At 63.9% G+C, this 22043-nt stretch carries 18 protein-coding genes and 4 tRNA genes; 18 read left to right on the forward strand and 4 right to left on the reverse strand.

The window, feature by feature from the left end; all coding sequences use genetic code 11:
* The 10 genes from L1P09_RS07015 (at nucleotide 1) to L1P09_RS07060 (ending at nucleotide 7212) form a co-directional block, all read left to right on the forward strand.
* Nucleotides 1-651, forward strand: coding sequence for an SPOR domain-containing protein (locus tag L1P09_RS07015; protein ID WP_009686027.1), 651 nt, complete (start codon nucleotides 1-3; stop codon nucleotides 649-651).
* Between the two features lie 496 nt (nucleotides 652-1147).
* Nucleotides 1148-1705 carry a CvpA family protein gene (locus L1P09_RS07020; protein WP_235768649.1) on the forward strand — a complete coding sequence of 186 codons (558 nt, stop codon included), beginning with the start codon at nucleotides 1148-1150 and terminating at the stop codon, nucleotides 1703-1705.
* 42 nt (nucleotides 1706-1747) lie between these two features.
* A complete protein-coding gene (gene purF / locus L1P09_RS07025) occupies nucleotides 1748-3253 on the forward strand; it encodes an amidophosphoribosyltransferase (RefSeq protein WP_009683775.1) in 1506 nt (501 codons plus the stop codon).
* A gap of 16 nt (nucleotides 3254-3269) precedes the next feature.
* The gene (locus L1P09_RS07030) at nucleotides 3270-4481 is read left to right on the forward strand and encodes an O-succinylhomoserine sulfhydrylase (protein WP_009683774.1); all 1212 of its coding nucleotides are present in this window, start codon (nucleotides 3270-3272) and stop codon (nucleotides 4479-4481) included.
* The gene (locus L1P09_RS07035) at nucleotides 4481-5251 is read left to right on the forward strand and encodes an SDR family oxidoreductase (RefSeq protein WP_161893395.1); all 771 of its coding nucleotides are present in this window, start codon (nucleotides 4481-4483) and stop codon (nucleotides 5249-5251) included. Before L1P09_RS07030 ends, L1P09_RS07035 begins: the two co-directional genes overlap by 1 nt.
* Before the next feature lie 285 nt (nucleotides 5252-5536).
* A tRNA-Val gene (locus L1P09_RS07040) sits at nucleotides 5537-5612 on the forward strand.
* Between the two features lie 66 nt (nucleotides 5613-5678).
* Nucleotides 5679-5755 (forward strand) — tRNA-Asp (locus L1P09_RS07045).
* A gap of 99 nt (nucleotides 5756-5854) precedes the next feature.
* Nucleotides 5855-5931 (forward strand) — tRNA-Asp (locus tag L1P09_RS07050).
* Nucleotides 5932-6071: 140 nt separating this feature from the next.
* Nucleotides 6072-6148: transfer RNA gene (locus L1P09_RS07055), tRNA-Asp, on the forward strand.
* A 200-nt stretch (nucleotides 6149-6348) separates the two neighbouring features.
* On the forward strand, nucleotides 6349-7212 hold the full coding sequence (locus L1P09_RS07060; protein WP_235768650.1) for a DUF2242 domain-containing protein: 864 nt from the start codon (nucleotides 6349-6351) through the stop codon (nucleotides 7210-7212).
* A gap of 33 nt (nucleotides 7213-7245) precedes the next feature.
* Here the strand turns inward: L1P09_RS07060 and L1P09_RS07065 are convergent, their stop codons facing one another.
* Together L1P09_RS07065 and L1P09_RS07070 are read right to left on the reverse strand one after the other, a co-directional pair.
* Complete coding sequence (locus tag L1P09_RS07065) at nucleotides 7246-8499, reverse strand: arsenic transporter (protein ID WP_054905331.1); 1254 nt, start codon at nucleotides 8497-8499, stop codon at nucleotides 7246-7248.
* Between the two features lie 7 nt (nucleotides 8500-8506).
* The gene (locus L1P09_RS07070) at nucleotides 8507-9751 is read right to left on the reverse strand and encodes an MFS transporter (protein WP_054905330.1); all 1245 of its coding nucleotides are present in this window, start codon (nucleotides 9749-9751) and stop codon (nucleotides 8507-8509) included.
* 232 nt (nucleotides 9752-9983) lie between these two features.
* Between L1P09_RS07070 and L1P09_RS07075 the strand changes: the two genes are divergently transcribed.
* The 4 genes from L1P09_RS07075 (at nucleotide 9984) to tcuB (ending at nucleotide 14536) form a co-directional block, all read left to right on the forward strand.
* Nucleotides 9984-10778: a substrate-binding domain-containing protein gene (locus L1P09_RS07075; RefSeq protein ID WP_232892716.1), complete on the forward strand. Its 795-nt coding sequence runs from the start codon at nucleotides 9984-9986 to the stop codon at nucleotides 10776-10778.
* A gap of 78 nt (nucleotides 10779-10856) precedes the next feature.
* A complete protein-coding gene (locus tag L1P09_RS07080; RefSeq protein ID WP_054905328.1) occupies nucleotides 10857-11777 on the forward strand; it encodes a LysR family transcriptional regulator in 921 nt (306 codons plus the stop codon).
* Between the two features lie 142 nt (nucleotides 11778-11919).
* Entirely contained in the window at nucleotides 11920-13374 is a 1455-nt protein-coding gene (gene tcuA, locus L1P09_RS07085) for an FAD-dependent tricarballylate dehydrogenase TcuA (protein WP_232892715.1), read from the forward strand.
* Nucleotides 13355-14536 carry a tricarballylate utilization 4Fe-4S protein TcuB gene (gene tcuB / locus L1P09_RS07090; RefSeq protein ID WP_235768651.1) on the forward strand — a complete coding sequence of 394 codons (1182 nt, stop codon included), beginning with the start codon at nucleotides 13355-13357 and terminating at the stop codon, nucleotides 14534-14536. The genes tcuA and tcuB overlap by 20 nt, the downstream gene beginning before the upstream one ends.
* Before the next feature lie 59 nt (nucleotides 14537-14595).
* Here tcuB and L1P09_RS07095 read toward each other — a convergent pair whose 3' ends face one another.
* Nucleotides 14596-15489 carry a LysR family transcriptional regulator gene (locus tag L1P09_RS07095; RefSeq protein WP_009683764.1) on the reverse strand — a complete coding sequence of 298 codons (894 nt, stop codon included), beginning with the start codon at nucleotides 15487-15489 and terminating at the stop codon, nucleotides 14596-14598.
* A gap of 147 nt (nucleotides 15490-15636) precedes the next feature.
* Between L1P09_RS07095 and L1P09_RS07100 the strand changes: the two genes are divergently transcribed.
* The 4 genes from L1P09_RS07100 to L1P09_RS07115 all read left to right on the forward strand — a co-directional run bounded on the left by L1P09_RS07100 (nucleotide 15637) and on the right by L1P09_RS07115 (nucleotide 20842).
* A complete protein-coding gene (locus L1P09_RS07100; protein ID WP_082416152.1) occupies nucleotides 15637-16716 on the forward strand; it encodes a 4-oxalomesaconate tautomerase in 1080 nt (359 codons plus the stop codon).
* 72 nt (nucleotides 16717-16788) lie between these two features.
* On the forward strand, nucleotides 16789-18102 hold the full coding sequence (locus tag L1P09_RS07105; RefSeq protein WP_029886337.1) for a dicarboxylate/amino acid:cation symporter: 1314 nt from the start codon (nucleotides 16789-16791) through the stop codon (nucleotides 18100-18102).
* A 122-nt stretch (nucleotides 18103-18224) separates the two neighbouring features.
* The gene (locus L1P09_RS07110) at nucleotides 18225-19529 is read left to right on the forward strand and encodes a CitMHS family transporter (RefSeq protein WP_125854883.1); all 1305 of its coding nucleotides are present in this window, start codon (nucleotides 18225-18227) and stop codon (nucleotides 19527-19529) included.
* 59 nt (nucleotides 19530-19588) lie between these two features.
* Nucleotides 19589-20842 carry an OprD family porin gene (locus tag L1P09_RS07115; protein WP_232892713.1) on the forward strand — a complete coding sequence of 418 codons (1254 nt, stop codon included), beginning with the start codon at nucleotides 19589-19591 and terminating at the stop codon, nucleotides 20840-20842.
* Nucleotides 20843-20932: 90 nt separating this feature from the next.
* On the opposite strand, the gene L1P09_RS07120 is transcribed toward L1P09_RS07115, so the two are convergent.
* Nucleotides 20933-22033, reverse strand: a complete 1101-nt coding sequence (locus L1P09_RS07120) for an SDR family oxidoreductase (RefSeq protein WP_232892712.1) — start codon at nucleotides 22031-22033, stop codon at nucleotides 20933-20935.
* Nucleotides 22034-22043: the final 10 nt, after the last annotated feature.

Raw genomic sequence — 22043 nt, forward strand, 5'->3', positions numbered from 1 at the left:
ATGGCAGTGCTGGATAAAGGGATGAAACAGCGCATGGTCGGTGCGCTGGTGCTGGTGGCACTGGCGGTGATCTTCCTGCCGATGCTGTTCACCCGCGAGGACGAGATGCGCCAGGTGCGCGTCGAAGCCCCGCAGGCACCTGCCATGCCCAGCCTGCCGGAAGTGAAGGTAGACCCGGTGACCGTGCCGCAGCCGCAGGAAGTTCCTGAAGCACCGCAGTCGGCGCCGGTGGTGGTCGACGAGTCGACTGCCCCTGCCAGCACGCCCAGCCAGCCGATCACGGCCTCACCACAGACCCAGGCACAGGCTCAGCCGGCCAAGCCGCAGGCCGCCGCACCGGCGGCCAAGGTCGAAACCAAACCTGCAGCGACGCCGGCCCAGGCTGCGCCATCGAAGATCGACGTCAACGGGCTGCCGGTCAGCTGGTCGATCCAGCTGGCCAGCCTGTCCAACCGCGCCGGTGCCGAGAAGCTGCAGCAAACCTTGCGTAGCCAGGGTTACAACGCCTATATCCGTTCGGCCGGCGGCATGAACCGGGTGTATGTGGGGCCATTGATCGAGCGCGCCGAGGCCGAGCGCGTGCGCGATGCGGTCAACCGCCAGAACAGCCTGAAGGGCTTTGTGGTGCGCTTCCAGCCTGAGCGCGGCTGATATCGCCGGGGCGGCTTTGCCGCCCATCGCCGGCAAGCCACACACACAGAGATCGCATCAGGGCTGGCAGGTGTTTGTCAGAAGATATGCAGCGCCTGTGAGATCGAGCGCCGCCCGCGCGGCGCAATCGCGAGCTGCGCTCGCTCCTACGTTTGTTTAGGGCCAGTAACGCCTGTGACAGGCGCGCGCGGCCGCCTTGTTTGTACGGCGCGATATTGAGGCATGCACCAAGGGGTTCGCGCGCGAATCCCACAGGAATAATTGGCCCGAAACAAAAGTAGGAGCGAGCGCAGCTCGCGATTGCGCCGCGCGGGCGGCGCTCGCTCTAACAGGCGCTGCCATACCTTGCGGCAAACACCTGTCAGCCCTAAAGGCGATCCCTGTGGGAGCTGGCTCGCTGGCGATGAAGCAAACACCAATCCACCTGACATTCCGCTTACCCAAGCCCCCACCGCTCTGGTAAAATGCGCCGCCTCAAACGTCTGCAGGCAGCACCGTGGCATTTACCCTGGTTGATTGGGCGATCATCGCGATCATCGCCGTCTCCACACTGATCAGTCTCAAGCGCGGCTTCGTCAAGGAAGCCTTGTCCTTGCTCATCTGGATCATTGCCGGTGCGGTTGCCTGGATGTTCGGCGGTTCGCTCTCGGTGTATCTTGAAAGCTACATCCAGACGCCATCGATGCGCGTCATCGCAGGCTGCGCCATTCTTTTCGTCGCCACCTTGCTGGTGGGGGCCATGGTCAACTTCCTGGTCGGCGAGCTGATCCGCGTGACCGGGCTGTCCGGCACCGATCGCTTCCTGGGCATGGCCTTCGGCGCCGCGCGCGGGGCCTTGCTGGTAGTGGTGGCCATCGGCCTGATCAGCCTGGGGCCGGTTCAACAGGACACCTGGTGGCAGGAATCGCGCCTGATACCACAATTTCTTCTGGTCGCCGACTGGTCGAAAAACCTGATTCTGAGTTTCGCCGGCCAGTGGTCGCCCGGTGGTCTGATCAGCGCTCCGGCTGATCTTCCGTTCAAGGAACAGTTGCTCGGGCCAGCTAAGCCCTGAGCGCTATTCACTCAAGTTTCATCAAAGTAGGGGTTGCGTCGCATGTGTGGCATCGTCGGTATCGTCGGTAAGTCGAACGTCAATCAGGCGCTGTATGACGCGCTTACGGTCCTCCAGCACCGCGGCCAGGACGCTGCCGGTATCGTGACCAGCCATGACGGCCGGTTGTTCCTGCGCAAGGATAATGGCCTGGTGCGCGACGTGTTCCAGCAGCGCCACATGCAGCGCCTGGTGGGCAACATCGGCATCGGCCATGTGCGCTACCCGACCGCGGGCAGCTCGACCTCGGCCGAGGCCCAGCCGTTCTACGTCAACTCCCCGTATGGCATCACCCTGGCGCATAACGGCAACCTGACCAACGTCGAACAGTTGGCCAAGGAGATCTACGAGTCCGACCTGCGCCACGTCAACACCAACTCCGACTCGGAAGTGCTGCTCAACGTGTTCGCCCACGAGCTGGCGGTGCGCGGCAAGCTGCAGCCGACCGAAGAAGACGTGTTCGCTGCCGTTTCCCATGTGCACAGCCGCTGTGTGGGTGGCTACGCCGTGGTGGCAATGATCACCGGCTACGGTATCGTCGGCTTCCGTGACCCGCACGGCATTCGCCCGGTGGTGTTCGGCCAGCGTCACACCGACGAAGGCGTGGAATACATGATCGCCTCCGAAAGCGTCGCCCTGGACGTGCTCGGTTTCACCCTGATCCGCGACCTGGCACCTGGCGAAGCGGTGTACATCACCGAAGAAGGCCAGCTGTTCACCAAGCAGTGCGCCGAAGCGCCGAAGCTGCAGCCATGCATCTTCGAGCATGTCTACCTGGCCCGCCCAGACTCGATCATCGACGGTGTGTCGGTGTACAAGGCGCGCCTGCGCATGGGTGAAAAGCTCGCCGACAAGATCATGCGCGAGCGCCCCGATCACGACATCGACGTGGTCATCCCGATTCCCGACACCAGCCGCACCGCCGCCCTGGAGCTGGCCAACCGCCTGGGTGTCAAGTTCCGCGAAGGCTTCGTCAAGAACCGTTACATCGGCCGTACCTTCATCATGCCTGGCCAGGCGGCGCGCAAGAAGTCGGTGCGCCAGAAGCTCAACGCCATCGAACTGGAATTCCGTGGCAAGAACGTGATGCTGGTGGACGATTCGATCGTGCGCGGTACCACGTGCAAGCAGATCATCCAGATGGCCCGCGAAGCCGGCGCCAAGAATGTCTACTTCTGCTCGGCAGCCCCGGCAGTGCGCTTCCCCAACGTCTACGGCATCGACATGCCGAGCGTGCACGAACTGATCGCCCACAACCGCACCACCGAACAGGTGGGTGAGTTGATTGGCGCCGACTGGCTGGTCTATCAGGACCTGCCGGACCTGATCGACTCGGTCGGCGGCGGCAAGATCAAGATCGAGCACTTCGACTGCGCGGTGTTCAACGGTGAGTATGTCACCGGCGATATCGACGAAGCCTACCTCGACCGCATCGAGCAGGCCCGTAACGACCTGGCCAAGGTCAAGAACCAGGCGGTCAGCGCGATCATCGACCTCTACAACAACTGATTCAGGGAGCGACGGCATGACGGATCAATGGGATGCCGGGCGACTGGACAGCGACCTCGAGGGTGTCGGTTTCGACACCCTGGCGGTGCGCGCTGGCCAAAGCCGTACACCGGAAGGCGAGCACAGCGAAGCGCTGTTCCTGACCTCCAGCTATGTGTTCCGCACGGCGGCAGACGCCGCTGCGCGTTTCGCCGGCGAAACGCCAGGCAACGTCTATTCGCGTTACACCAACCCGTCGGTGCGTGTCTTCGAAGAGCGGCTGGCAGCGATGGAAGGCGCCGAGCAGGCCGTGGGCACCTCCACCGGCATGGCGGCGCTGCTTGCGGTGGTCATGTCGTTGTGCAGTGGCGGTGACCATGTGCTGGTGTCGCAGAGCGTATTTGGCTCGACCATCAGCCTGTTCGAGAAGTACTTCAAGCGCTTCGGCCTGCAGGTGGACTACGTGCCGCTGGCCGACCTCGCGGGCTGGGAAAAGGCCATCAAGGCCAATACCAAGCTGCTGATCGTCGAATCGCCGTCCAACCCGCTGGCCGAACTGGTCGATATCACTGCCCTCAGTGAAATCGCCCATGCCCATGGCGCCATGCTGGTCGTCGACAACTGCTTCAGCACCCCGGCACTGCAGCAACCGTTGAAGCTGGGTGCCGATATCGTGTTCCACTCGGCGACCAAGTTCATCGACGGCCAGGGGCGTTGCATGGGCGGCGCAGTGGCCGGCCGAGCCGAGCAGATGAAAGAGGTGGTGGGCTTCCTGCGTACCGCAGGCCCGACCCTCAGCCCGTTCAATGCCTGGATCTTCACCAAGGGCCTGGAAACCTTGCGGTTGCGCATGCGTGCGCATTGCGAAAGTGCCCAGGCCCTGGCTGAGTGGCTGGAGCGACAGGACGGCGTGGAGAAGGTGCATTACGCCGGCTTGCCAAGCCACCCCCAGCACGCCCTGGCCAAGCGCCAGATGAGTGGCTTTGGTGCAGTGGTCAGCTTCGAGGTCAAGGGCGGCAAAGAGGGCGCCTGGCGCTTCATCGACGCCACTCGGGTGATTTCCATCACCACCAACCTGGGCGACAGCAAGACCACCATCGCCCACCCGGCCACCACGTCCCACGGCCGCCTGTCGCCGCAGGAGCGTGAGGCTGCAGGTATTCGCGACAGCCTGATCCGCGTTGCGGTGGGCCTGGAAGACGTGGCAGACCTGCAGGCCGACCTGGCGCGTGGGTTGGCCGCGCTGTGATGCAGATTGGCGGCAGCACCCCGGGCCACAACGGCCGGGTAGCACTGGTGACCGGTGCCGCGCGCGGCATCGGCCTGGGCATTGCCGCCTGGTTGATCTGCGAGGGTTGGCAGGTGGTGCTCAGCGACCTAGACCGGCAGCGGGGGGCCAAGGTGGCCAAGGCCCTGGGTGACAATGCCTGGTTCATCACCATGGACGTTGCCGACGAAGCCCAGGTCAGTGCCGGGGTGTCCGAGGTGCTCGGGCAATTTGGCCGCCTGGATGCACTGGTGTGCAATGCAGCGATCGCCAACCCGCACAACCAGACCCTGGAAAGCCTGAGCCTGGCGCAGTGGAACCGGGTGCTGGCGGTGAACCTCAATGGCCCGATGCTGCTGGCCAAGCATTGTGCGCCGTACCTGCGTGCGCACAACGGGGCGATCGTCAACCTCACCTCCACCCGGGCGCGGCAGTCCGAGCCTGATACCGAGGCCTACGCGGCGAGCAAGGGCGGCCTGGTGGCCTTGACCCATGCGCTGGCGATAAGTTTGGGCCCGGAGATCCGCGTCAACGCGGTGAGCCCTGGCTGGATCGATGCCCGTGACCCGGCGCAGCGCCGTGCCGAGCCATTGAGCGAAGCCGACCACGCCCAGCACCCGACGGGCAGGGTAGGGACCGTGGAGGATGTGGCTGCCATGGTTGCCTGGTTGCTGTCACGGCAGGCGGCGTTCGTCACTGGCCAAGAGTTCGTGGTCGATGGCGGCATGACCCGCAAGATGATCTACACCTGAGCTTCAAGCTGCAAGCTGCAAGCTGCAAGCTGCAAGAGGGGACCGCAAGGTTCCTTCGTCATTTGTAGGGTTCAGAAATTCATCAAGCGACCCCATGCTTCTTCTTGCCACTTGCCACTTGCCACTTGCCACTTGCCACTTGCCACTTGCCACTTGCCACTTGCCACTTGCCACTTGCCACTTGCCACTTCTTCGAAAAAAATCCAACGGGGCTATTGACTTAGCTTCGCCACCTGCGTAAATTTCGCGGCCTCAGCGAAGCAAACGCAACAAGTAACATCGCGAGGGTGATTAGCTCAGCCGGGAGAGCATCTGCCTTACAAGCAGAGGGTCGGCGGTTCGATCCCGTCATCACCCACCACTTCCTGAGATGTTCCTGCCGCTTCAGGTTTCGCAAGAAGCCCAGAGCCAGAGAGGAACGCACTGCGCAGCGGTAGTTCAGTCGGTTAGAATACCGGCCTGTCACGCCGGGGGTCGCGGGTTCGAGTCCCGTCCGCTGCGCCATTTTTCAGTAACAGATGGGTGCCTGGCACCGGTCTGAAGCCACAAGGCCAACGCCTTGGGCTGATCCCAGTTTCAATCGGGCGCAAGCCTGAACGATACGCAGCGGTAGTTCAGTCGGTTAGAATACCGGCCTGTCACGCCGGGGGTCGCGGGTTCGAGTCCCGTCCGCTGCGCCATCTTCGTTTCAAGGTCCCTAGAACGCCTTGAAACAAACACGAGAGAAGCGATGATCCAGTCGCTTTTTTTGTGCCTGCCTCGCGGCCCTCGTGCCCCAAGGTCAGACCCAGTTTCAATCGGGCGCAAGCCTGAATGATACGCAGCGGTAGTTCAGTCGGTTAGAATACCGGCCTGTCACGCCGGGGGTCGCGGGTTCGAGTCCCGTCCGCTGCGCCATCTTCGCCCCAAGGCCCCATGAACGCCTTGAGGCAACGTCAAAGCGACCTTCGGGTCGCTTTTTTCGTTCTGGTACCTGGCTGTTATTGGCCTGGGCCCACATTTACACCAACCTTACAGGTTCTTCACCGACCAGTGGTTGGTGTGCTTGCCTGCTGTGTTGCACAATAGGCACCCTCTCGACATACCCGGAATACGCAATGACCAGATCTTCCGTCTTTGGTGCGCTCGGGCTGGCCCTGGTGCTGGCGGGCGTGAGCGGTTGTTCCTCGAAAAAAGCGGCTGTCTACGAGCACGAGAACTTCGCTGACTCGGGTACGTTCTCGCGCAGTTTCCCGGTAAGCGATGCCGGCTCTTGCGAGGCGGCGCGGCGCGCCTTGCTCAGCCAGGGCTACATCATCACCAGCAGCGGTGCCAACCAGGTAGTGGGCAACAAGAGCTTCCAGCAGAACAGCGAAAACCACCTGCAGATCAGCTTCAACGTTACCTGCGCGCCAGACGCGAGTGACGACCAGCACTCGACCATGTTCGCCAACGCCCTGCAGGACCGCTACGCGCTGAAAAAGTCCAACACCTCGGCCAGCCTGGGCGTGGGCGTGCTGGGGTCGGTGTCGATGCCGATTGGCTCCAGCGACGACTCGATGGTCAAGGTCGCGAGCGAGACGGTAACGGCGGCGCAATTCTACGATCGCTATTTTGCCTTGGTGGAAAGTTACCTGCCCAAGCCGAAGAAGGTCAGCAAAGCCAAGGTCGAAGCGCCAAAAGGGGAAAAGCCGGCGGTTACCCTGGGGCTGCCGGAGCAAGCGGCGGCGAACCCGCTGGCACCGACCCCGGCGGCAGCAGCGCCGGCACCCGCTGCTGAAACTACGCCCGCCGCGCAGGCCGCGCCTGTCACCGAAACGCAGCCCGCGCCAGCAGCGGCTGCCCCAGCCACGGAGGCGCCAGTGGCACCCGTGGTGGATGACAGCCAAGGTTCGCAGCCGCTGGCACCGCCGCCCGAAGCAGCGCCGATTCAGGTGCAGCAGGAAGCGCAGCCGGCCGAGGCAGCCACGGCCACGCCTTGATGCTTTAGCAGTGCTGGCCGCTGGCGGGCCCTGTCATACCCACAGGGCCAGCAGCGCGGCGGCCAACGCAGGTGGCATCACCAGCGCACCCAGGCACAGAAAACGCCATGCGCTGACATGTTCCCCCTCCCTGCGGATCGCCACCAGCCACAACAGGGTGGCCAGGGAGCCGGTAATCGACAGGTTCGGCCCCAGGTCGACGCCGATCAGCAAGGCTGCAGTGGTTTGCTGGGGCAGCGCCACCAGCGAGCCCATGGACCCGGCGATCAACCCGGTGGGCAGGTTGTTCATCAGGTTGCTGGCGATCGCTACACCCACGCCGCCGACCCAGCTGGCGGTAACCGGTGTTTGTGCGGACAGGCTGGCCAGTGCCTGGGCGAGGCGTTCGATCAGCCCGGTCTGTGCAACGGCTTCGACCAGTATGAACAGGCCTGCCACCAAGGGCAGCACGCCCCAGGCCACGTGGCGCAGCACCGGCAGTGGGCTGCGTCGCTGCCACAGGTGGATCAGTGCCGTGGTCGCCACCCCGGCACAGAATGTTGGCAGCCCCAGCGCCCGGTCCAGTGCCGAGGCGCCCAGCAGCAACGCGCCGGTGACCACGATGCCCATTGCACACAGGCGGGCGCCAGTCGTCAGGGGCGCGCCGCTCACGCTCAGCGCCAGCGGTTGGCGGATCTGCCGGCGCTGAGTCACCCGCAGCACCCCATAGGTCAGGCAGATTGCGGCCAGGGAAGGCAGGCTGAACTGGCGTAGCCAGTCCAGCAGTGGCGGCATATGGCTGCCGAATACCACCAGGTTGGCAGGGTTGGAGATAGGCAGTACGAAACTCGCGGCGTTGGCGATGAAGGCGCAGATGAACAGGTAGGGCAGTGGGTCGGCCTTGGCGGCCTTGCACGCGGCATAGACTGCCGGGGTAAGGACCACGGCCGTGGCGTCGTTGGACAGGAACACCGTAACCAGCGTGCCCACCAGGAATACCAGGTCGAACAGCCGTTGCCCGGAACCCCGCGCATGCTGCACGGCATACCGTGCCAGCCAGTCGAACAGGCCTTCCTGGCGAGCGAGTTCGGCCAGTACCATCATGCCGATCAGAAACAGGTAGACGTCACCGCCTTCGGCCACCGCGGCCAGGGCCCGCCGAGGCGTCATCAGGCCAAGGCCGACCAGCAGCACCGCCCCGCCCATGGCCCAGACGTACTCCGGAACGCGCCATGGGCGCAAAATGACGCCGCAGGTCGCCAGTGCGGCGACCGCCCAGATGATCAATGCACTTTCACTGACCTGCATAAGGCGCTCAGTTTCCGACAGGGGTGGGCAGTGGCGCTGGCAGGCTGCGCGGGTGCGTTTCTGGCAGCGCCAGCACTACCAGGATGAAGGCGACCCCGGCGATACCGGCCAGGGTCAGGAACGCCGCATCGTAGCCCGCAGCCTGCACCACCAGCCCGGCGATGCCAGGGCTGAGCGCGGCGCCAAGCCCGAACACCGCGGTCAGCGCGCCAAGGCTCACATTGAATCGGCCGGTGCCTTCGGTCAGGTCCTTGACCACAATCGGGAACAGCGCACCGAAGATCCCGGCGCCGATGCCATCGAGCAGTTGCACGCCCACCAGCCAGAACGGGTTGTCAGACACCACGTAGAGCGCCCCGCGAAGCGGCAGTATCAGGAAACCGATCAGCAGGAACGGCTTGCGGCCCCAGTGTTCGGCCTTGGCGCCTACCAGCAGCGCCATGGGCACCATCACCAGTTGCGCGGCAACGATGCAGGCGGAGGTCAGCGGGGTGGCCAGCTGCAGGTCGACCTGCGAGAGCTTCTGGCTGACCAGTGGCAGCATGGCCGCGTTGGCCAGGTGAAACAGCGCGCAACACGCGGCGAATACCAGCAGGGTCCGGTTGTGCAGCAGTACCCGCAGCCCTGCAGGGGCGTCATCACCGCCAGGGCTATGCGCCAGGCCGCGAGCCAGTTGGTGATCGATGGCCGTGGCAGGCACGCAGCTCACCGCCACCACACTGGCCACGGTCAAGACGGCCATCAGGTAGAACACCACCACCGGGCCGAACAGGTAGGCCAGGCCGCCGGCCAGCAGCGCCGAACAGGCGTTGCCGGCATGGTTGAAGGTTTCGTTGCGGCCTACCCGGCGGGTAAAGGCCTTGGGGCCGCTGATGCCCAAGGATATGGCGGCAATCGCTGGCGCAAAGATCGAGCCCGCCAGGGCACTGATGGTCTGGGTCAGGGCTACCCCGCCGAACGAGGAAATCCACGGCAACAGCAGGCAGCTGCCAGTCACCAGCAGCGCAGCGATCACCACCACGGCACGCTTGGCTTTGGTACGGTCGATCAATGCCCCTGCCGGGGTTTGCGCCAACAGTGCAGCAATGCCTGCCAGGCTCATCACCAGGCCGATGCTTGCCGGTTGCCATTGATGCACCGCCAGCAGGTAGATGGCCAGGTATGGCCCAAGCCCGTCGCGCACATCTGCCAAAAAGAAGTTCAGCCAGTCGAGGGCGCCGTCGGGGGAAGCGGGAGAGCGTGGTTTGGCCAAGATGCAATCTCGAAAGGGATCATGGGGGGAGCGCACCTGCGGTGTGCGCCGGCCGCAACGGACAGGCACACAGCTTCGCCCGGGCCATGCTCGGTGGTCGTTATTCAATTGACAACTGGGTGGTGAAAAGCGCTTCGAAAACCGTACGTGAAACATTCTTAATGGCTGCTTCACGCCGCAGGCGCTTCCCGCTTCGCTAGCATGCCGTGCTTTTACTGCGGAGAAAACTCCAGTGTTTCGAATGTTGTCCTGTGCTGCTGTATTGGCATCTTCACTGACCTGCTCGCTCGCCCAGGCTGCGCCTGCCGAACCGGCGACCCTTACGGTCCTGAGCTCCGGTGGCATCATGGGCGCAATCCGGGAAGTGGCGCCTGCCTACGAGAAGAAATTCGGGGTCAAGCTGCAGGTGCTGGCCGCGCCTTCCATGGGCGAAACGCCACAGGCCATTCCCAACAGGCTTGCCCGTGCCGAGCCGGCGGACGTTGTGCTGATGGTGGGTGCTGCCTTGGACAAGCTGGTGGCGGGTGGCCAGGCTGACAAGAGCAGCCGGGTCGACCTGGGCCAATCGTTCATCGCCATGGCCGTGCGCCAAGGCCAGCCCAAGCCGGATATCAGCACCTTGCAGGGCTTGCGCGCCGTACTGCTCAACAGCAAATCCGTGGCGTACTCCGACAGCGCCAGCGGCGTCTACCTGTCCAAGACCCTGTTCCCCGGCATGCACCTGGGTGCTGGCTTCGCGGCCAAGGCCCACATGATTCCTGCCGAGCCGGTAGGCTCTGTGATCGCTCGCGGCCAGGCTGAAATCGGCTTCCAGCAGTTGAGCGAGCTCAAACCCGTCAAGGGCATCGATATCGTTGGCCTGATCCCGGCCGAAGCCCAGAAAATGACCCTGTATTCGGGCGCGGTGGTCAGCAACAGCCAGCACCATGCCGCCGCGCAGGCGCTGCTTGACTACCTGGCATCGCCACAAGCCGACGCAGCGATCGAGGACAGCGGCCTGAAGCCACTGCCCCATTCGCGCGGTTAGCGGCAGGGGGCGGCGCCATCGGGCCTGCTACAGGCTAAGATGCGCAAGGATAGCCCCCTATCGTTGAAAGAGAGCTGTATGGAGTTACGTCAACTTCGCTATTTCCTGAGTGTCCTGGAGCACGGCAGCCTTGGCAGGGCTGCGGTCGAGCTTGGCGTCGGTGCTTCGGCACTGAGCCAGCAATTGTCAAAGCTGGAAAGCGAGGTCTGTACCCGGTTGCTGACGCGCTCGAGCACCGGCGTGTCGCCGACTGCTGCGGGCCTGGCCTTCGAGTACCACGCGCGCCTGGCCCTGCGCCAGGCAGAGCACGCTGTGTTGGCCGCGCAAAGCGGCCGCATGAGCGGCTATGTCAGCGTGGGCCTGGCGCCGACTACAGCGTCGGTGCTGGGCCTGGCGCTGATCGACAAGATGCGTGAACGCTACCCCGACATCCGCCTGCACCTGGTGGAGATGCTCTCGGGCTACCTGGTGAACCAGCTCAACGCCAGGCACCTTGACCTTGCGGTGTTGTTCCAGGCAGAAGCGGGGCCGCGGCTGGATGTGCGGCCGCTGCTGACCGAGCGGCTGTTTGCACTCATCCCCGCCGCGCTGGTGCGCCCCGAATGGGGTGAATCGCTGACGTTGCAGCAGATCGCCACGCTGCCCTTGGTGATGCCCAGCACACAGCACGGCTTGCGCGCGACCCTGCGCGCGATCTTCGAGCGTGCCGGGCTGGAGGCCAACATTGTCATGGAAGTCGATGGCCTGTCGCTGCTGATGGATTGCGTTTGTGCGGGCCATGCCGCCACCCTGCAGCCGGGCGCCACGGTGGCCCGGGCGCACCAGGCGGGGTTGCGGGTCTATGCCATTGATGATGCCCAGGCGCAGCGCCGCAATGTGATGGTCAGCCTGGCCGACGACGAGCTGTCACCGGCTGCACTGGCGACCCGGATCGTGCTGCAGGAAGTGGCGCGGGCGCTGGTGGAGCAGGGGCGGTGGCCTGGCGCCCGGCTGCTCTGACGGTGGCCCGCTGCTTGCCCACCCTTTAGAAAAACTGAAGGCCCCCCCGGTGTCATCGCGTTTCGCCCCGCCCAGGCACTGATTAAAGTCCCTGGCCACGAGGAGCAGCCGACCATTCGGCGCTTCGTGATCTGGAGGCGAAATGATCGATGTGCTAGTCATCGGAGGGGGTAATGCCGCCCTCTGTGCCGCGCTGATGGCGCGCGAGGCCGGAGCCAGCGTGCTGCTGCTCGAAGCCGCACCCCGCGCCTGGCGTGGTGGCAATTCCCAACACACGCGCAACCTGCGCTGCATGCATGACGCCCCGCAGGATGTGCTGGTCGAAGCATACCCCGAAGAGGAGTTCTGGCAGGACCTGCTCAAGGTCACCGGGGGCCAGACCGACGAAAAGCTCGCGCGCCTGGTGATCCGTGCCTCTGCCAGTTGCCGGGGCTGGATGCACCGGCATGGCGTGCATTTTCAGCCTTCCTTGTCCGGTGCGCTGCACACTGCCCGCACCAACGCGTTTTTCATGGGGGGTGGCAAGGCGCTGGTCAATGCCTATTTCCGCAGTGCCGAAAAGCTGGGCGTGCAGATACGCTACGACACGCCTGTGGCCGACATCGAGCTGGACAACGGCCGCTTCGTTGCGGCCCATGTGCCGGCGCGCGAGGTTCAGGGGCGCACCCTGCCGGGCGAACGTATCGAGGCGCGCAGTTGTGTGCTGGCGGCCGGTGGCTTCGAGTCCAACCGCCAGTGGTTGCGCGATGCCTGGGGGCAGAACGAGCGGGGCGAATGGCCTGCGGACAACTTCCTGATTCGTGGTACGCGGTTCAACGAAGGGGTGCTGTTGCGCCGCATGATCGAACAGGGTGCCGACACCATCGGCGACCCCACGCAAGCGCACATGGTGGCGATCGACGCCCGGGCGCCGCTTTACGACGGCGGCATCTGCACGCGTATCGACTGTGTGTCGCTGGGGGTGGTGGTCAACCGCGACGGCCAGCGCTTTTACGATGAAGGCGAGGATTTCTGGCCCAAGCGCTATGCCATCTGGGGCCGGCTGGTGGCTCAGCAGCCAGGGCAGGTGGGTTTCTCGATCATTGACCAGAAAGCCCTAGGTCGTTTCATGCCGCCAGTGTTCCCGGGCGCCCGCGCCGACACCCTGGAGGAGCTGGCGGCGTTGCTCGGTTTGCCCGTGCCGGCCTTCGTCGAGACGGTGCAGGCCTACAACCGCGCCTGCCGGGTCGGCAGCTTCGATCACACCCGCCTGGACGACTGCCACACCCAAGGCCTGCAACCGGTGAAAAGCCACTGGGCTCGGCCGCTCGACACGCCGCCTTACTACGGCTACCCGCTGCGCCCCGGCGTGACCTTCACCTACCTGGGGCTGCGCACCGATGAAACGGCGGCCGTGCATTTTGCCGGTCGGCCCAGCCCCAACCTGTTCGTCGCCGGCGAAATGATGGCGGGGAATGTGCTGGGCAAGGGCTACACGGCAGGTGTCGGCATGTCCATCGGCACTGCCTTCGGCCGCATCGCCGGCACCAGCGCCGCTGCCGCAACCGGCCACGACCATCCAGAACACGAGAACGACCATGACCGCGCAACTGCCTGAAGCACACCAGCCCGTCGCCCAACCCGCAGCACTTGAACTGATACCTGCGCTGAACCTGGAAGAGCAGGAAGTCGACCGGCAAATGCGTATCTGCAATGCCTGCCGCTACTGCGAGGGCTTTTGTGCCGTATTCCCGGCAATGACCCGTCGGCTTGAGTTCGGCAAGGCCGACATCCACTACCTGGCCAACCTGTGCCACAACTGTGGGGCCTGCCTGCATGCCTGCCAGTACGCCGACCCCCACGAATTTGCCGTGAACGTGCCCCAGGCCATGGCCAAGGTGCGTGGCCAGACCTACGCCGAGTATGCCTGGCCGGCCCGCTTCGGCCGGCTGTATCAGCACAACGGCACCTACGTCGCCGTTGCCCTGTCGCTGGCCCTATCGCTGTTCCTGCTGCTGACCTTGTGGCTCAACGGCACGTTGTTGCCGGGGCGGCTGGCCGGAAACTTCTACGCGGTTTTCCCGCACAATACCCTGGCATTGATGTTCGGTGGGGTATTCGCGGCGGCGGGCCTGGCGCTTGGGGTGGCGGTACGTCGCTTCTGGCGTGCTGTAACGCCTGCAAACGCCCAGGCGCAACCCGCCCAAGGCGCTGTGCTGGAGGCAACCAGCGCGGTGTTGACCTTGAAGTACCTGGACGGTGGCCACGGCCAGGGCTGCAACAATGCCGATGACCGCTACACGCTGTGGCGCCGGCGCTTCCATCACATGACCTTCTACGGCTTCATGCTGTGCTTTGCCGCCACGGTCGTCGCTACCGGTTACCACTACCTGCTGGGCCAGCAGGCGCCATACCCGCTGCTCAGCGCGCCGGTGCTGCTTGGTACCTTGGGGGGTATCGGCCTGATCGTCGGCCCGCTCGGGTTGCTGGCGCTGAACCTGCGCCGGGCCCCGGAGCAGGGCGACGTCGCCCAGCGCCCCATGGACCGTGCCTTCATTCTGCTCCTGCTGCTGGTCAGCGCCAGTGGCCTTGCCTTGCTGGGCCTGCGTGATACCGCAGCAATGGCGATCGTGCTGGCGCTGCACCTGGGTACGGTCATGGCGCTGTTCATCACGTTGCCCTATGGCAAGTTCGCCCATGGGCTGTTCCGCTCGGCGGCCCTGCTCAAGTTCGCCATCGAGAAGCGCCGCCCCAACACCCTCGGCCTGGGCGGGGAATGACGATGAGTGCTGCCGCCCTGCACCCCTCGCTGCACCCAGGCCAACGCCAGGCTGACCGGTCAGCGGTTGGGCCACTTCTCCAGCAGGATCGAGACGAATTTTTCCGCCGCCGGCGACAGCGAGGCGCCACGCCGGTAGACCAGGCCCAGGGTGCGCGTGACCTCGGGTTCGGTCAGCGGCACGCTGACCAGCGTCGGGTGGTCGGCGTTGGGCATGGCCAGGCTGGGCATGGCCGACACGCCCAGCCCGGCTTCGACCATGCCCAGCGAGGTGGACAGGTGCTGCACTTCATAAAACCACTTGGGCCGCAGGTTGAGCCCGGACAGGGCGTGGTCCAGCAGCATTCGGTTGCCGCTCAGCCGGCCCACGCCAATCAGGCGGTAGTCGGCCAGTTCCGTCCAGGTCACGCATTCCCGGTTTGCCAGCTTGTGGTCGCGACGGCAAGCCAGCACGAAATGCTCCTGTACCAGCGAGACGAACTCGATGTCCGGGTGCTGGCCGCTCATCATGTTGATGCCGAAGTCGGCTTCACCGCGCAGCACGGCTTCCAGCCCGTCGTTGGCACTGAGGTCAAGCAGGCGGATACGGATCTTCGGGTATTGCTCGTTGTAGTCACGAATCACCGACGGCAGGAAATAGAACGCGGCGGTGGGGATGCAGGCCAGGGTCACCTGGCCGGTCTGGCGCTCGGCCAGCTCGCGAATGCTCAGGATCGAGTCTTCGAAGTCATCCAGCAGGCGCCTGGCCTTGGGCAGGAAGTCGCGCCCGACACTGGTCAGGCTGACGCGACGGGTGGTGCGCTCAAGCAGGGACGTGCCCAACCCTTCTTCCAGCTTCTTGATCCGCCGGCTGAGCGCCGGCTGGGACAAATGCAGCGCTTCCGCAGCCTCGTGGAAACTGCCGAGTTCGGCGATTTTCACGAAAGATCGGATGTCTTGGAGTTCATATTCCATCTCGAATCGCTCTCTGGCCCCGGTGTTTAATTGATGCCTGGATCGGAATAATAACTACGATATTTGCATTGGATTGATTTATCCATCCCTGTCAATCTTGTGTCCACAACATCAATGATGTCCATTGATCAACAAGAGTGCGAAATCATGCAACGAATTCCTTGCGTACTCATGCGCGGTGGCACCTCCAAGGGGCCGTTTTTCCACGCCTGGGACCTGCCTGCCAACGTGGTCGAGCGCGACGAATTACTGATCAACCTGATGGGCTCCGGGCATGAACTGGAGATCGACGGGATCGGTGGCGGTAGCCCGCAGACCAGCAAGGTGGCGATTGTAAGCCCTTCGCTGCATGCCGACGCTGACGTAGATTACCTGTTCGTGCAGGTCATGGTCGCGCAGCGCAGGGTCGACACCGCCCCTAACTGCGGCAACATGCTGTGCGCCGTTGGCCCGTTCGCCATCGAGCAAGGGTTGGTCAAGGGCCAGGAAGGCAAGACCCTGGTGCGCATCCGCAACCTCAACACCGGAACGTTCGTCAACTCGCTGGTGGAAACCCCCGGCGGGATCGTGCGTTACGAAGGCCGCACGGCGATCGATGGCGTTCCGGGCACTGCCGCCCCGGTGCAGCTGACGTTCCTCGATGCGGTTGGCAGCAAGACCGGCAAGCTGTTCCCGACCGGCCAGGCAACCGACGTGATCGACGGCGTACCGGTCACCTGCATCGACATGGCCATGCCGATGATGGTGGTCGAGGCCAGCCAGCTCGGTGTCACCGGTTCGGAAACGCCTGCCGAACTCGATGCCAACGAAGACCTGCTCAAGCGCCTGGAAGCGCTGCGCCTGAAGGCCGGCAAGGCCATGGGCCTGGGCGATGTCAGCGGGATGGTCATCCCCAAGCCGGTGTTGGTTTCCAAACCGCGCTATGACGGCACCCTGCAGGTTCGCTACTTCATGCCGCACAGCTGCCACCGCGCGCTGGCCATTACAGGTTCGATCGGGTTGGCCACTGCCTGTGTCAGCCCTGGCACCGTGATCGGTGAACTGCTGGGCGAGGGCGCCGAGCAATTGACCGAAGTGCGCCTGGAACACCCAAGCGGTGGCATCGATGTGGCATTGTCGCGCACCGGCGCCGATGGCAAGACCATCCAGGCCTCGGTGGTGCGAACTGCCCGACGGTTGTTCTCAGGTTTCGTTTACGCCCCTACATTCCGCAGATTGGCCGGGTAGCTCTGGCAGCCGTTCAGCTCCAAACAATTGCAACAAGCGCATCCGCACAATTTCAACAATGGGTGATGCCTCATGAGACTCGCCAAATCGCTGTACTTTCAGATCCTCTGCGCCGTCCTGCTGGGCGTAGTGGTCGGCCACTTCTGGGCGCAACAGGCTGTTGCGCTCAAGCCGCTGGGTGATGCTTTCATCAAGCTGATCAAGATGATGATTGCCCCCGTGGTGTTCTGCACCATCGTCACCGGCATCGCCGGCATGACCGACAAGCGCTCCCTGGGGCGCTTGATGAGCAAGACATTGCTGTTGTTCCTGGGCCTGACCGTGGTCAGCCTGATGATCGGCCTGGCGGCGGTGTACCTGTTCCGCCCGGGCGTCGGCATGAACATCGACCCTGCGACCCTCAGCACTGCCGGGCTGAGCCAGTACGCTGCGTCGGCGGCCAAGCTCAGCGTGGTCGACTTCTTCATGCACATCATCCCGGACACCTTCATCGGTGCGTTCAACAAGGGTGAGGTGCTGCCGGTGCTGTTCATCGCCGTGCTCAGCGGTTTTGCCCTGTCGTCCATGGGCGAGAAGGGCAAGCCGGTACTGAATGTGCTGGAATCGGCCTCGACCATGGTGTTCCGCATCTTCGGCTACCTGATGCGCTTCGCCCCCATCGGCGCCTTCGGTGCACTGGCGTTCACGGTCGGCCAGTACGGCGTGACCTCGCTGGGTGCCTTGGCCAAGCTGGTCGGTACGCTGTACATCGCCTGTGCGTTCTTCGTGCTGGTGGTGCTCGGCGGCATCTGCCGTGCGTATGGCTTCAGCCTGTGGAAGCTGCTGCGCTACTTCCGCGAGGAATTCCTGGTAGTACTCGGCACGTCCTCCACCGAGCCGGTGCTGCCGCGCATGCTGGAGAAGCTGGAGAAACTGGGCTGCAAGAAGGGCGTGGTCGGGCTGGTGCTGCCGACTGGCTATTCCTTCAACCTCGACGGCACGGCCATCTACCTGTCGCTGGCCGCGGTGTTCATCGCCCAGGCCTGCAACATCGACCTGACCCTCGGCCAGACGGTGACCATGCTGGCGATCATGCTGCTGTCGTCCAAAGGGGCAGCAGGCGTGACCGGCAGTGGTTTCGTGGCCCTGGCCTCGACCCTCACCGTGATCCACGACATCCCGCTGGCCGGGCTTGCCTTGCTGATCGGTATCGATCGCTTCATGTCCGAAGCGCGCGCCCTGACCAGCCTGGCCAGCAACGCCGTCGCGACCGTGGTCATCTCCTTGTCGGAGAATGCCTGTGACCGGAAAACGCTGCTGCGCCGCCTGAACGGAATCCCGGCCGCTGCAGACGAAGCCGATACGGCACAGGCCGACTGGGCTGCGGAGCCTCGGCACCACGGCTGAACACCTTTTCCATCTGTCCTCGCTGACTTGAAATCCCACCCAGCACCCTGACGGTGCGGGTGGGGTAGGGGGCCGTCTGCCCTGCTGGCGGCCGCAACACAATAAAAACAAGAGAAAAAACCATGCTCGCACTCCTGGGCCTGATCATGGTGGTGACCTTCACCTACCTGATCATGAGTAAACGCCTGTCACCCATCGTGGCACTCACCGTCGTACCGATTGTCTTCGCAGTGATCGGTGGCTTTGCCCCCGACCTGGGCAAGATGATGCTCGATGGCTTGAAAATGGTGGCACCGTCAGCCGCACTGTTGTTGTTCGCCATCCTGTTCTTCGGCCTGATGATCGATGCCGGCCTGTTCGACCCGCTGATCCGCAAGATCCTCAAGCGCGTCAATGGCGACCCGGTCAAGATCGCCATCGGCACCGCGCTGCTGTCGCTAGTGGTGGCGCTGGACGGTGACGGCACCACCACGTACATGATCACCTGCGCGGCCATGCTGCCGTTGTACAAGCGCATCGGCATGAACCCGATGATCCTGGCCACGGTGTCTATGCTGTCGCTGAGCATCATGAGTGGCATGAGCCCCTGGGGCGGGCCGGCTACCCGGGCCATCGCCGCGTTGGGCCTGGACGCCACCGAATACTTCATCCCGATGTTGCCGACCGTGATCGGTGGCGCTGCCTGGGTGGTGTTCACCGCCTTCCTGCTGGGCCGTGCCGAGCGTCGCCGCATCGGGAACACCGCCCTGGAGTCGGGTGGTGGCAATTGCTACATCAAGGAAATCCTTGGCGACGCTCCCTACAAGCGCCCACGCCTGGCCTATGTGAACCTGGCCCTGGTGATCGCCGTGATGACCGCGTTGGTCTTCGGGGTAATGCACGCAGCGATCCTCTTCATGATCGGCTTCGTCGCCGCGCTGATGATCAACTACCCACAACTGGACCTGCAGAAAGAACGCATCCTCGCCCATTCGGGCAATGCCATGACCGTGGTGTTGCTGGTATTTGCCGCAGGTATCTTCGCTGGGATCTTCTCGGGCACCAAGATGGTCGACGCCCTGGCGCAGACCCTGGTCGACTGGATTCCTGCCGCCTGGAGCCACTGGTTCCCACTGGTGGTGGCCCTGACCAGCATGCCATTGACCTTCGTGCTGTCGAACGACGCCTACTACTTTGGCGTGGTACCGATCCTGGCTAATGCCGCGACCGCCTATGGCATCGACCCGATTGAAATCGCCCGCGCCTCGGTGCTGGGCCAGCCGGTGCACCTGATGAGCCCACTGGTGGCCTCGACCCTGCTGTTGGTGGGGATGGTCGACCGCGACATCGGTGACTTCCAGAAAGCCACGGTGAAATGGGCGGTGCTCACATCGTTGGTGATCACTGCGCTGGCGCTGGCCACCGGTGCCTTGTCCTTCTTCGTCTGAACTGCTTCGGGCGCCGACCGGCGCCCCGCTCACCCAAAAACAACAATAGAGTATCAATCATGTCCCGAGCTGTTTTCCGTGGGGCCACCTGTGGCCTGCTGTGCGGCTGGCTGCCTGTGGCCGGCGCCGCCGGTTTCGTCGACGATAGCAAGCTGAAGCTGCAACTGCGCAATGTGTACTTCAACGAAAACTTTCGCGACGAACAGGGCATGAGCCCGCGCGCCGCCGCCACCGCCAAGAGCGAGCGGGTGGAATGGGCGCAGGGCTTCCTGCTCGACTATCAGTCCGGCTTCACCCAGGGCCCCCTGGGGCTGGGGCTCGACGCCATGGGGCTGCTCGGCGTGCGGCTCGATTCGGGCCGCGGCCGCAGCGGTACCGGTTTGCTGCCGACGCATGACGATGGCCGTGCCGCAGACGAGTTTGCCAGTGCCGGCGTGACGGCCAAGGCGCGCCTGGGGCAGACCGTGGTCAAGCATGGCACCTTGCTGCCGAAAACCCCGGTGCTGATCTACAACGATGCCCGCTTGTTGCCGCAAACCTACCAAGGCACCCAGCTGACCAGCACCGACATCGACAACCTGACCCTGACTGCCGGGCACCTGAACCGCTTCAAGCTGCGCGACTCCTCTGACAGCACTGGCCTGTACCTGGACGGTTACAGCGGTGACGAGTCTGGCGATTTCAACTTTGCCGGCGCCGACTACGCCGTCAACAAGCAGTTGAAGTTGAGCTATTTCCACGGCCAGCTGGAACACTTCTACCGCCAGGACTTTGCCGGGTTGATCTACGACCTGCCCCTGGCCGGCGGCGTGCTCACCACCGACTTGCGCTATTTCAACAGCCGCGACAGCGGCGCTGCCCAGGGCGGCGAAATCGACAATGACATGTTTAGCGGGCAACTGTCGTACACCCATTCCGGGCACACATTCGGGGGTGGCTACCAGGTGCTCGACGGCAAGGCCGGGCTGCCCTACATCAGCGGCGCCACGGTGTACTCGTTCAGTAACGTGGGTATCGGCAAGTTCATCGAGGAAGAGGAGAAAACCTGGATGGCCAGCTATGCCTACAACTTCGCTGCGGCAGGCATCCCAGGGCTTACCTTCATGACCCGCTACCTCAGCGGGGATAACGGGCGCTCGGCTGACGCTGGGCTGAGCGAGTGGGAGCGCGACATGGAGCTTGCCTACGTGGTGCAATCCGGGCCGGTCAAGGGCCTTGGCGTGAAGCTGCGCAACTACGTGTACCGCTCCGACTTCTCCCGCGGGCGTGACAGCAACCGCATCTACCTGACCTACGACATCGCCCTCTGGTAAGGGATAAGCGCCGCAGTCAGCCCTGGCGGGTCAGCCTGAGTGGTCTGCCGCGCCGGGGCGACGTGCAGGCGGTTGCGCGGCCATGTGGGTTCAGGTGTTGGTCGGTATGTTTGCCCCAGGCATGCTGCCGTGGCCCAGGTTGCGTTCGACGTGACGCACGGTTTTTGCCAATGTGTGTTTGATGTTCGGGTGAGTGAGCTGATACCTGCGTTCCAGTTGTTCGCTGAAACTCAGGTCGAAGCGCTGCGGCTGGATGAAGTTCAGCGACTCGGGGCTGATTGCCAGGCGGGTCGCTACTCCAGGAATTGCCAACAACCACTTCAGCACGCCTATCGGCACATGGTGGCGCGGGGCTTTTACCTGCAGGGTGGCGGCGATATCCTCCAGCAAGCCTTGCAGGTTAGGGGTGTGCGGGTCGAGTGCAAGCACCTGGCGGTTGGCCATTGAAGGGTCGAATGCCACGCAAGCCATCAGGGTAACCAGGTAGTCGACGCTGACCAGTGGCAGCCAATGGCTGGGCGAACCCGGAATGGCCTTGAACCGGCCCAACGCCAGGCCGCTAATCAGTGCTGCCAACGGCTGCCCGTCGAGGATGTGCCCGCGCTCACTGTCGCCGCAGACCGTGGCTGGGTGAACGATCGAGTACGCTGCGCCCGCACCTTGCATGTAGCGGATGACGGCGAAATGCGCTTCCAGCTTGCTCGCCTCATAACCGCCTACGCGGCGGTAAACCGCGGGCCAGTCGGTATGCTCCGGGTCCTCGTGATCCACCCCGATGCTGGCCAGGTGGCTGAAATTCTGCAGCATGTAGCCGCCCACCATCAGCAGGCGGGTGCCCTGGCTAGCCGCCAGCTGCGCGACCCGCAGCGCACCTTGCACGTTCACGGCACGGGCATGTTCCAGGGAAAGCCCCCAGGTGAAGTGCGCCGCGAGGTGGAACACCACTGCGGCAGCCGACACGCGTTGGCGGTCGGCTTCGCTGAGCCCAAGGCCTTCTGTGCCGATATCGCCGGCAACTGCCTGTACGCCTGCAGGCTTGCCCCCCAGGCGGCCTACCTGTTCACGGAGCCGGGCGAGGTTTTCCGGGTGGCGCATCAGCACCCGCACGGTGTGCCCGGTGGCGGTGAGCCGCGCCAGTAGATGCTGGCCGATAAAACCACTGCCGCCGGTAACGAAGCATTCCACGCTCATGTCAGTTTCC

It is taken from the genome of Pseudomonas juntendi (assembly GCF_021560075.1).
Classification (GTDB): Bacteria; Pseudomonadota; Gammaproteobacteria; order Pseudomonadales; family Pseudomonadaceae; genus Aquipseudomonas; species Aquipseudomonas juntendi.

Excerpts from the sequence above, each read along its gene's own strand:
- L1P09_RS07015 (WP_009686027.1), top strand. The coding sequence starts at position 1 with ATGGCAGTGCTGGATAAAGGGATGAAACAGCGCATGGTCGGTGCGCTG.
- purF (WP_009683775.1), top strand. The coding sequence starts at position 1,748 with ATGTGTGGCATCGTCGGTATCGTCGGTAAGTCGAACGTCAATCAGGCG.
- L1P09_RS07030 (WP_009683774.1), top strand. The coding sequence starts at position 3,270 with ATGACGGATCAATGGGATGCCGGGCGACTGGACAGCGACCTCGAGGGT.
- L1P09_RS07035 (WP_161893395.1), top strand. The coding sequence starts at position 4,481 with ATGCAGATTGGCGGCAGCACCCCGGGCCACAACGGCCGGGTAGCACTG.
- L1P09_RS07060 (WP_235768650.1), top strand. The coding sequence starts at position 6,349 with ATGACCAGATCTTCCGTCTTTGGTGCGCTCGGGCTGGCCCTGGTGCTG.
- L1P09_RS07065 (WP_054905331.1), bottom strand. The coding sequence starts at position 8,499 with ATGCAGGTCAGTGAAAGTGCATTGATCATCTGGGCGGTCGCCGCACTG.
- L1P09_RS07080 (WP_054905328.1), top strand. The coding sequence starts at position 10,857 with ATGGAGTTACGTCAACTTCGCTATTTCCTGAGTGTCCTGGAGCACGGC.
- tcuA (WP_232892715.1), top strand. The coding sequence starts at position 11,920 with ATGATCGATGTGCTAGTCATCGGAGGGGGTAATGCCGCCCTCTGTGCC.
- tcuB (WP_235768651.1), top strand. The coding sequence starts at position 13,355 with ATGACCGCGCAACTGCCTGAAGCACACCAGCCCGTCGCCCAACCCGCA.
- L1P09_RS07095 (WP_009683764.1), bottom strand. The coding sequence starts at position 15,489 with ATGGAATATGAACTCCAAGACATCCGATCTTTCGTGAAAATCGCCGAA.
- L1P09_RS07100 (WP_082416152.1), top strand. The coding sequence starts at position 15,637 with ATGCAACGAATTCCTTGCGTACTCATGCGCGGTGGCACCTCCAAGGGG.
- L1P09_RS07105 (WP_029886337.1), top strand. The coding sequence starts at position 16,789 with ATGAGACTCGCCAAATCGCTGTACTTTCAGATCCTCTGCGCCGTCCTG.
- L1P09_RS07110 (WP_125854883.1), top strand. The coding sequence starts at position 18,225 with ATGCTCGCACTCCTGGGCCTGATCATGGTGGTGACCTTCACCTACCTG.
- L1P09_RS07115 (WP_232892713.1), top strand. The coding sequence starts at position 19,589 with ATGTCCCGAGCTGTTTTCCGTGGGGCCACCTGTGGCCTGCTGTGCGGC.
- L1P09_RS07120 (WP_232892712.1), bottom strand. The coding sequence starts at position 22,033 with ATGAGCGTGGAATGCTTCGTTACCGGCGGCAGTGGTTTTATCGGCCAG.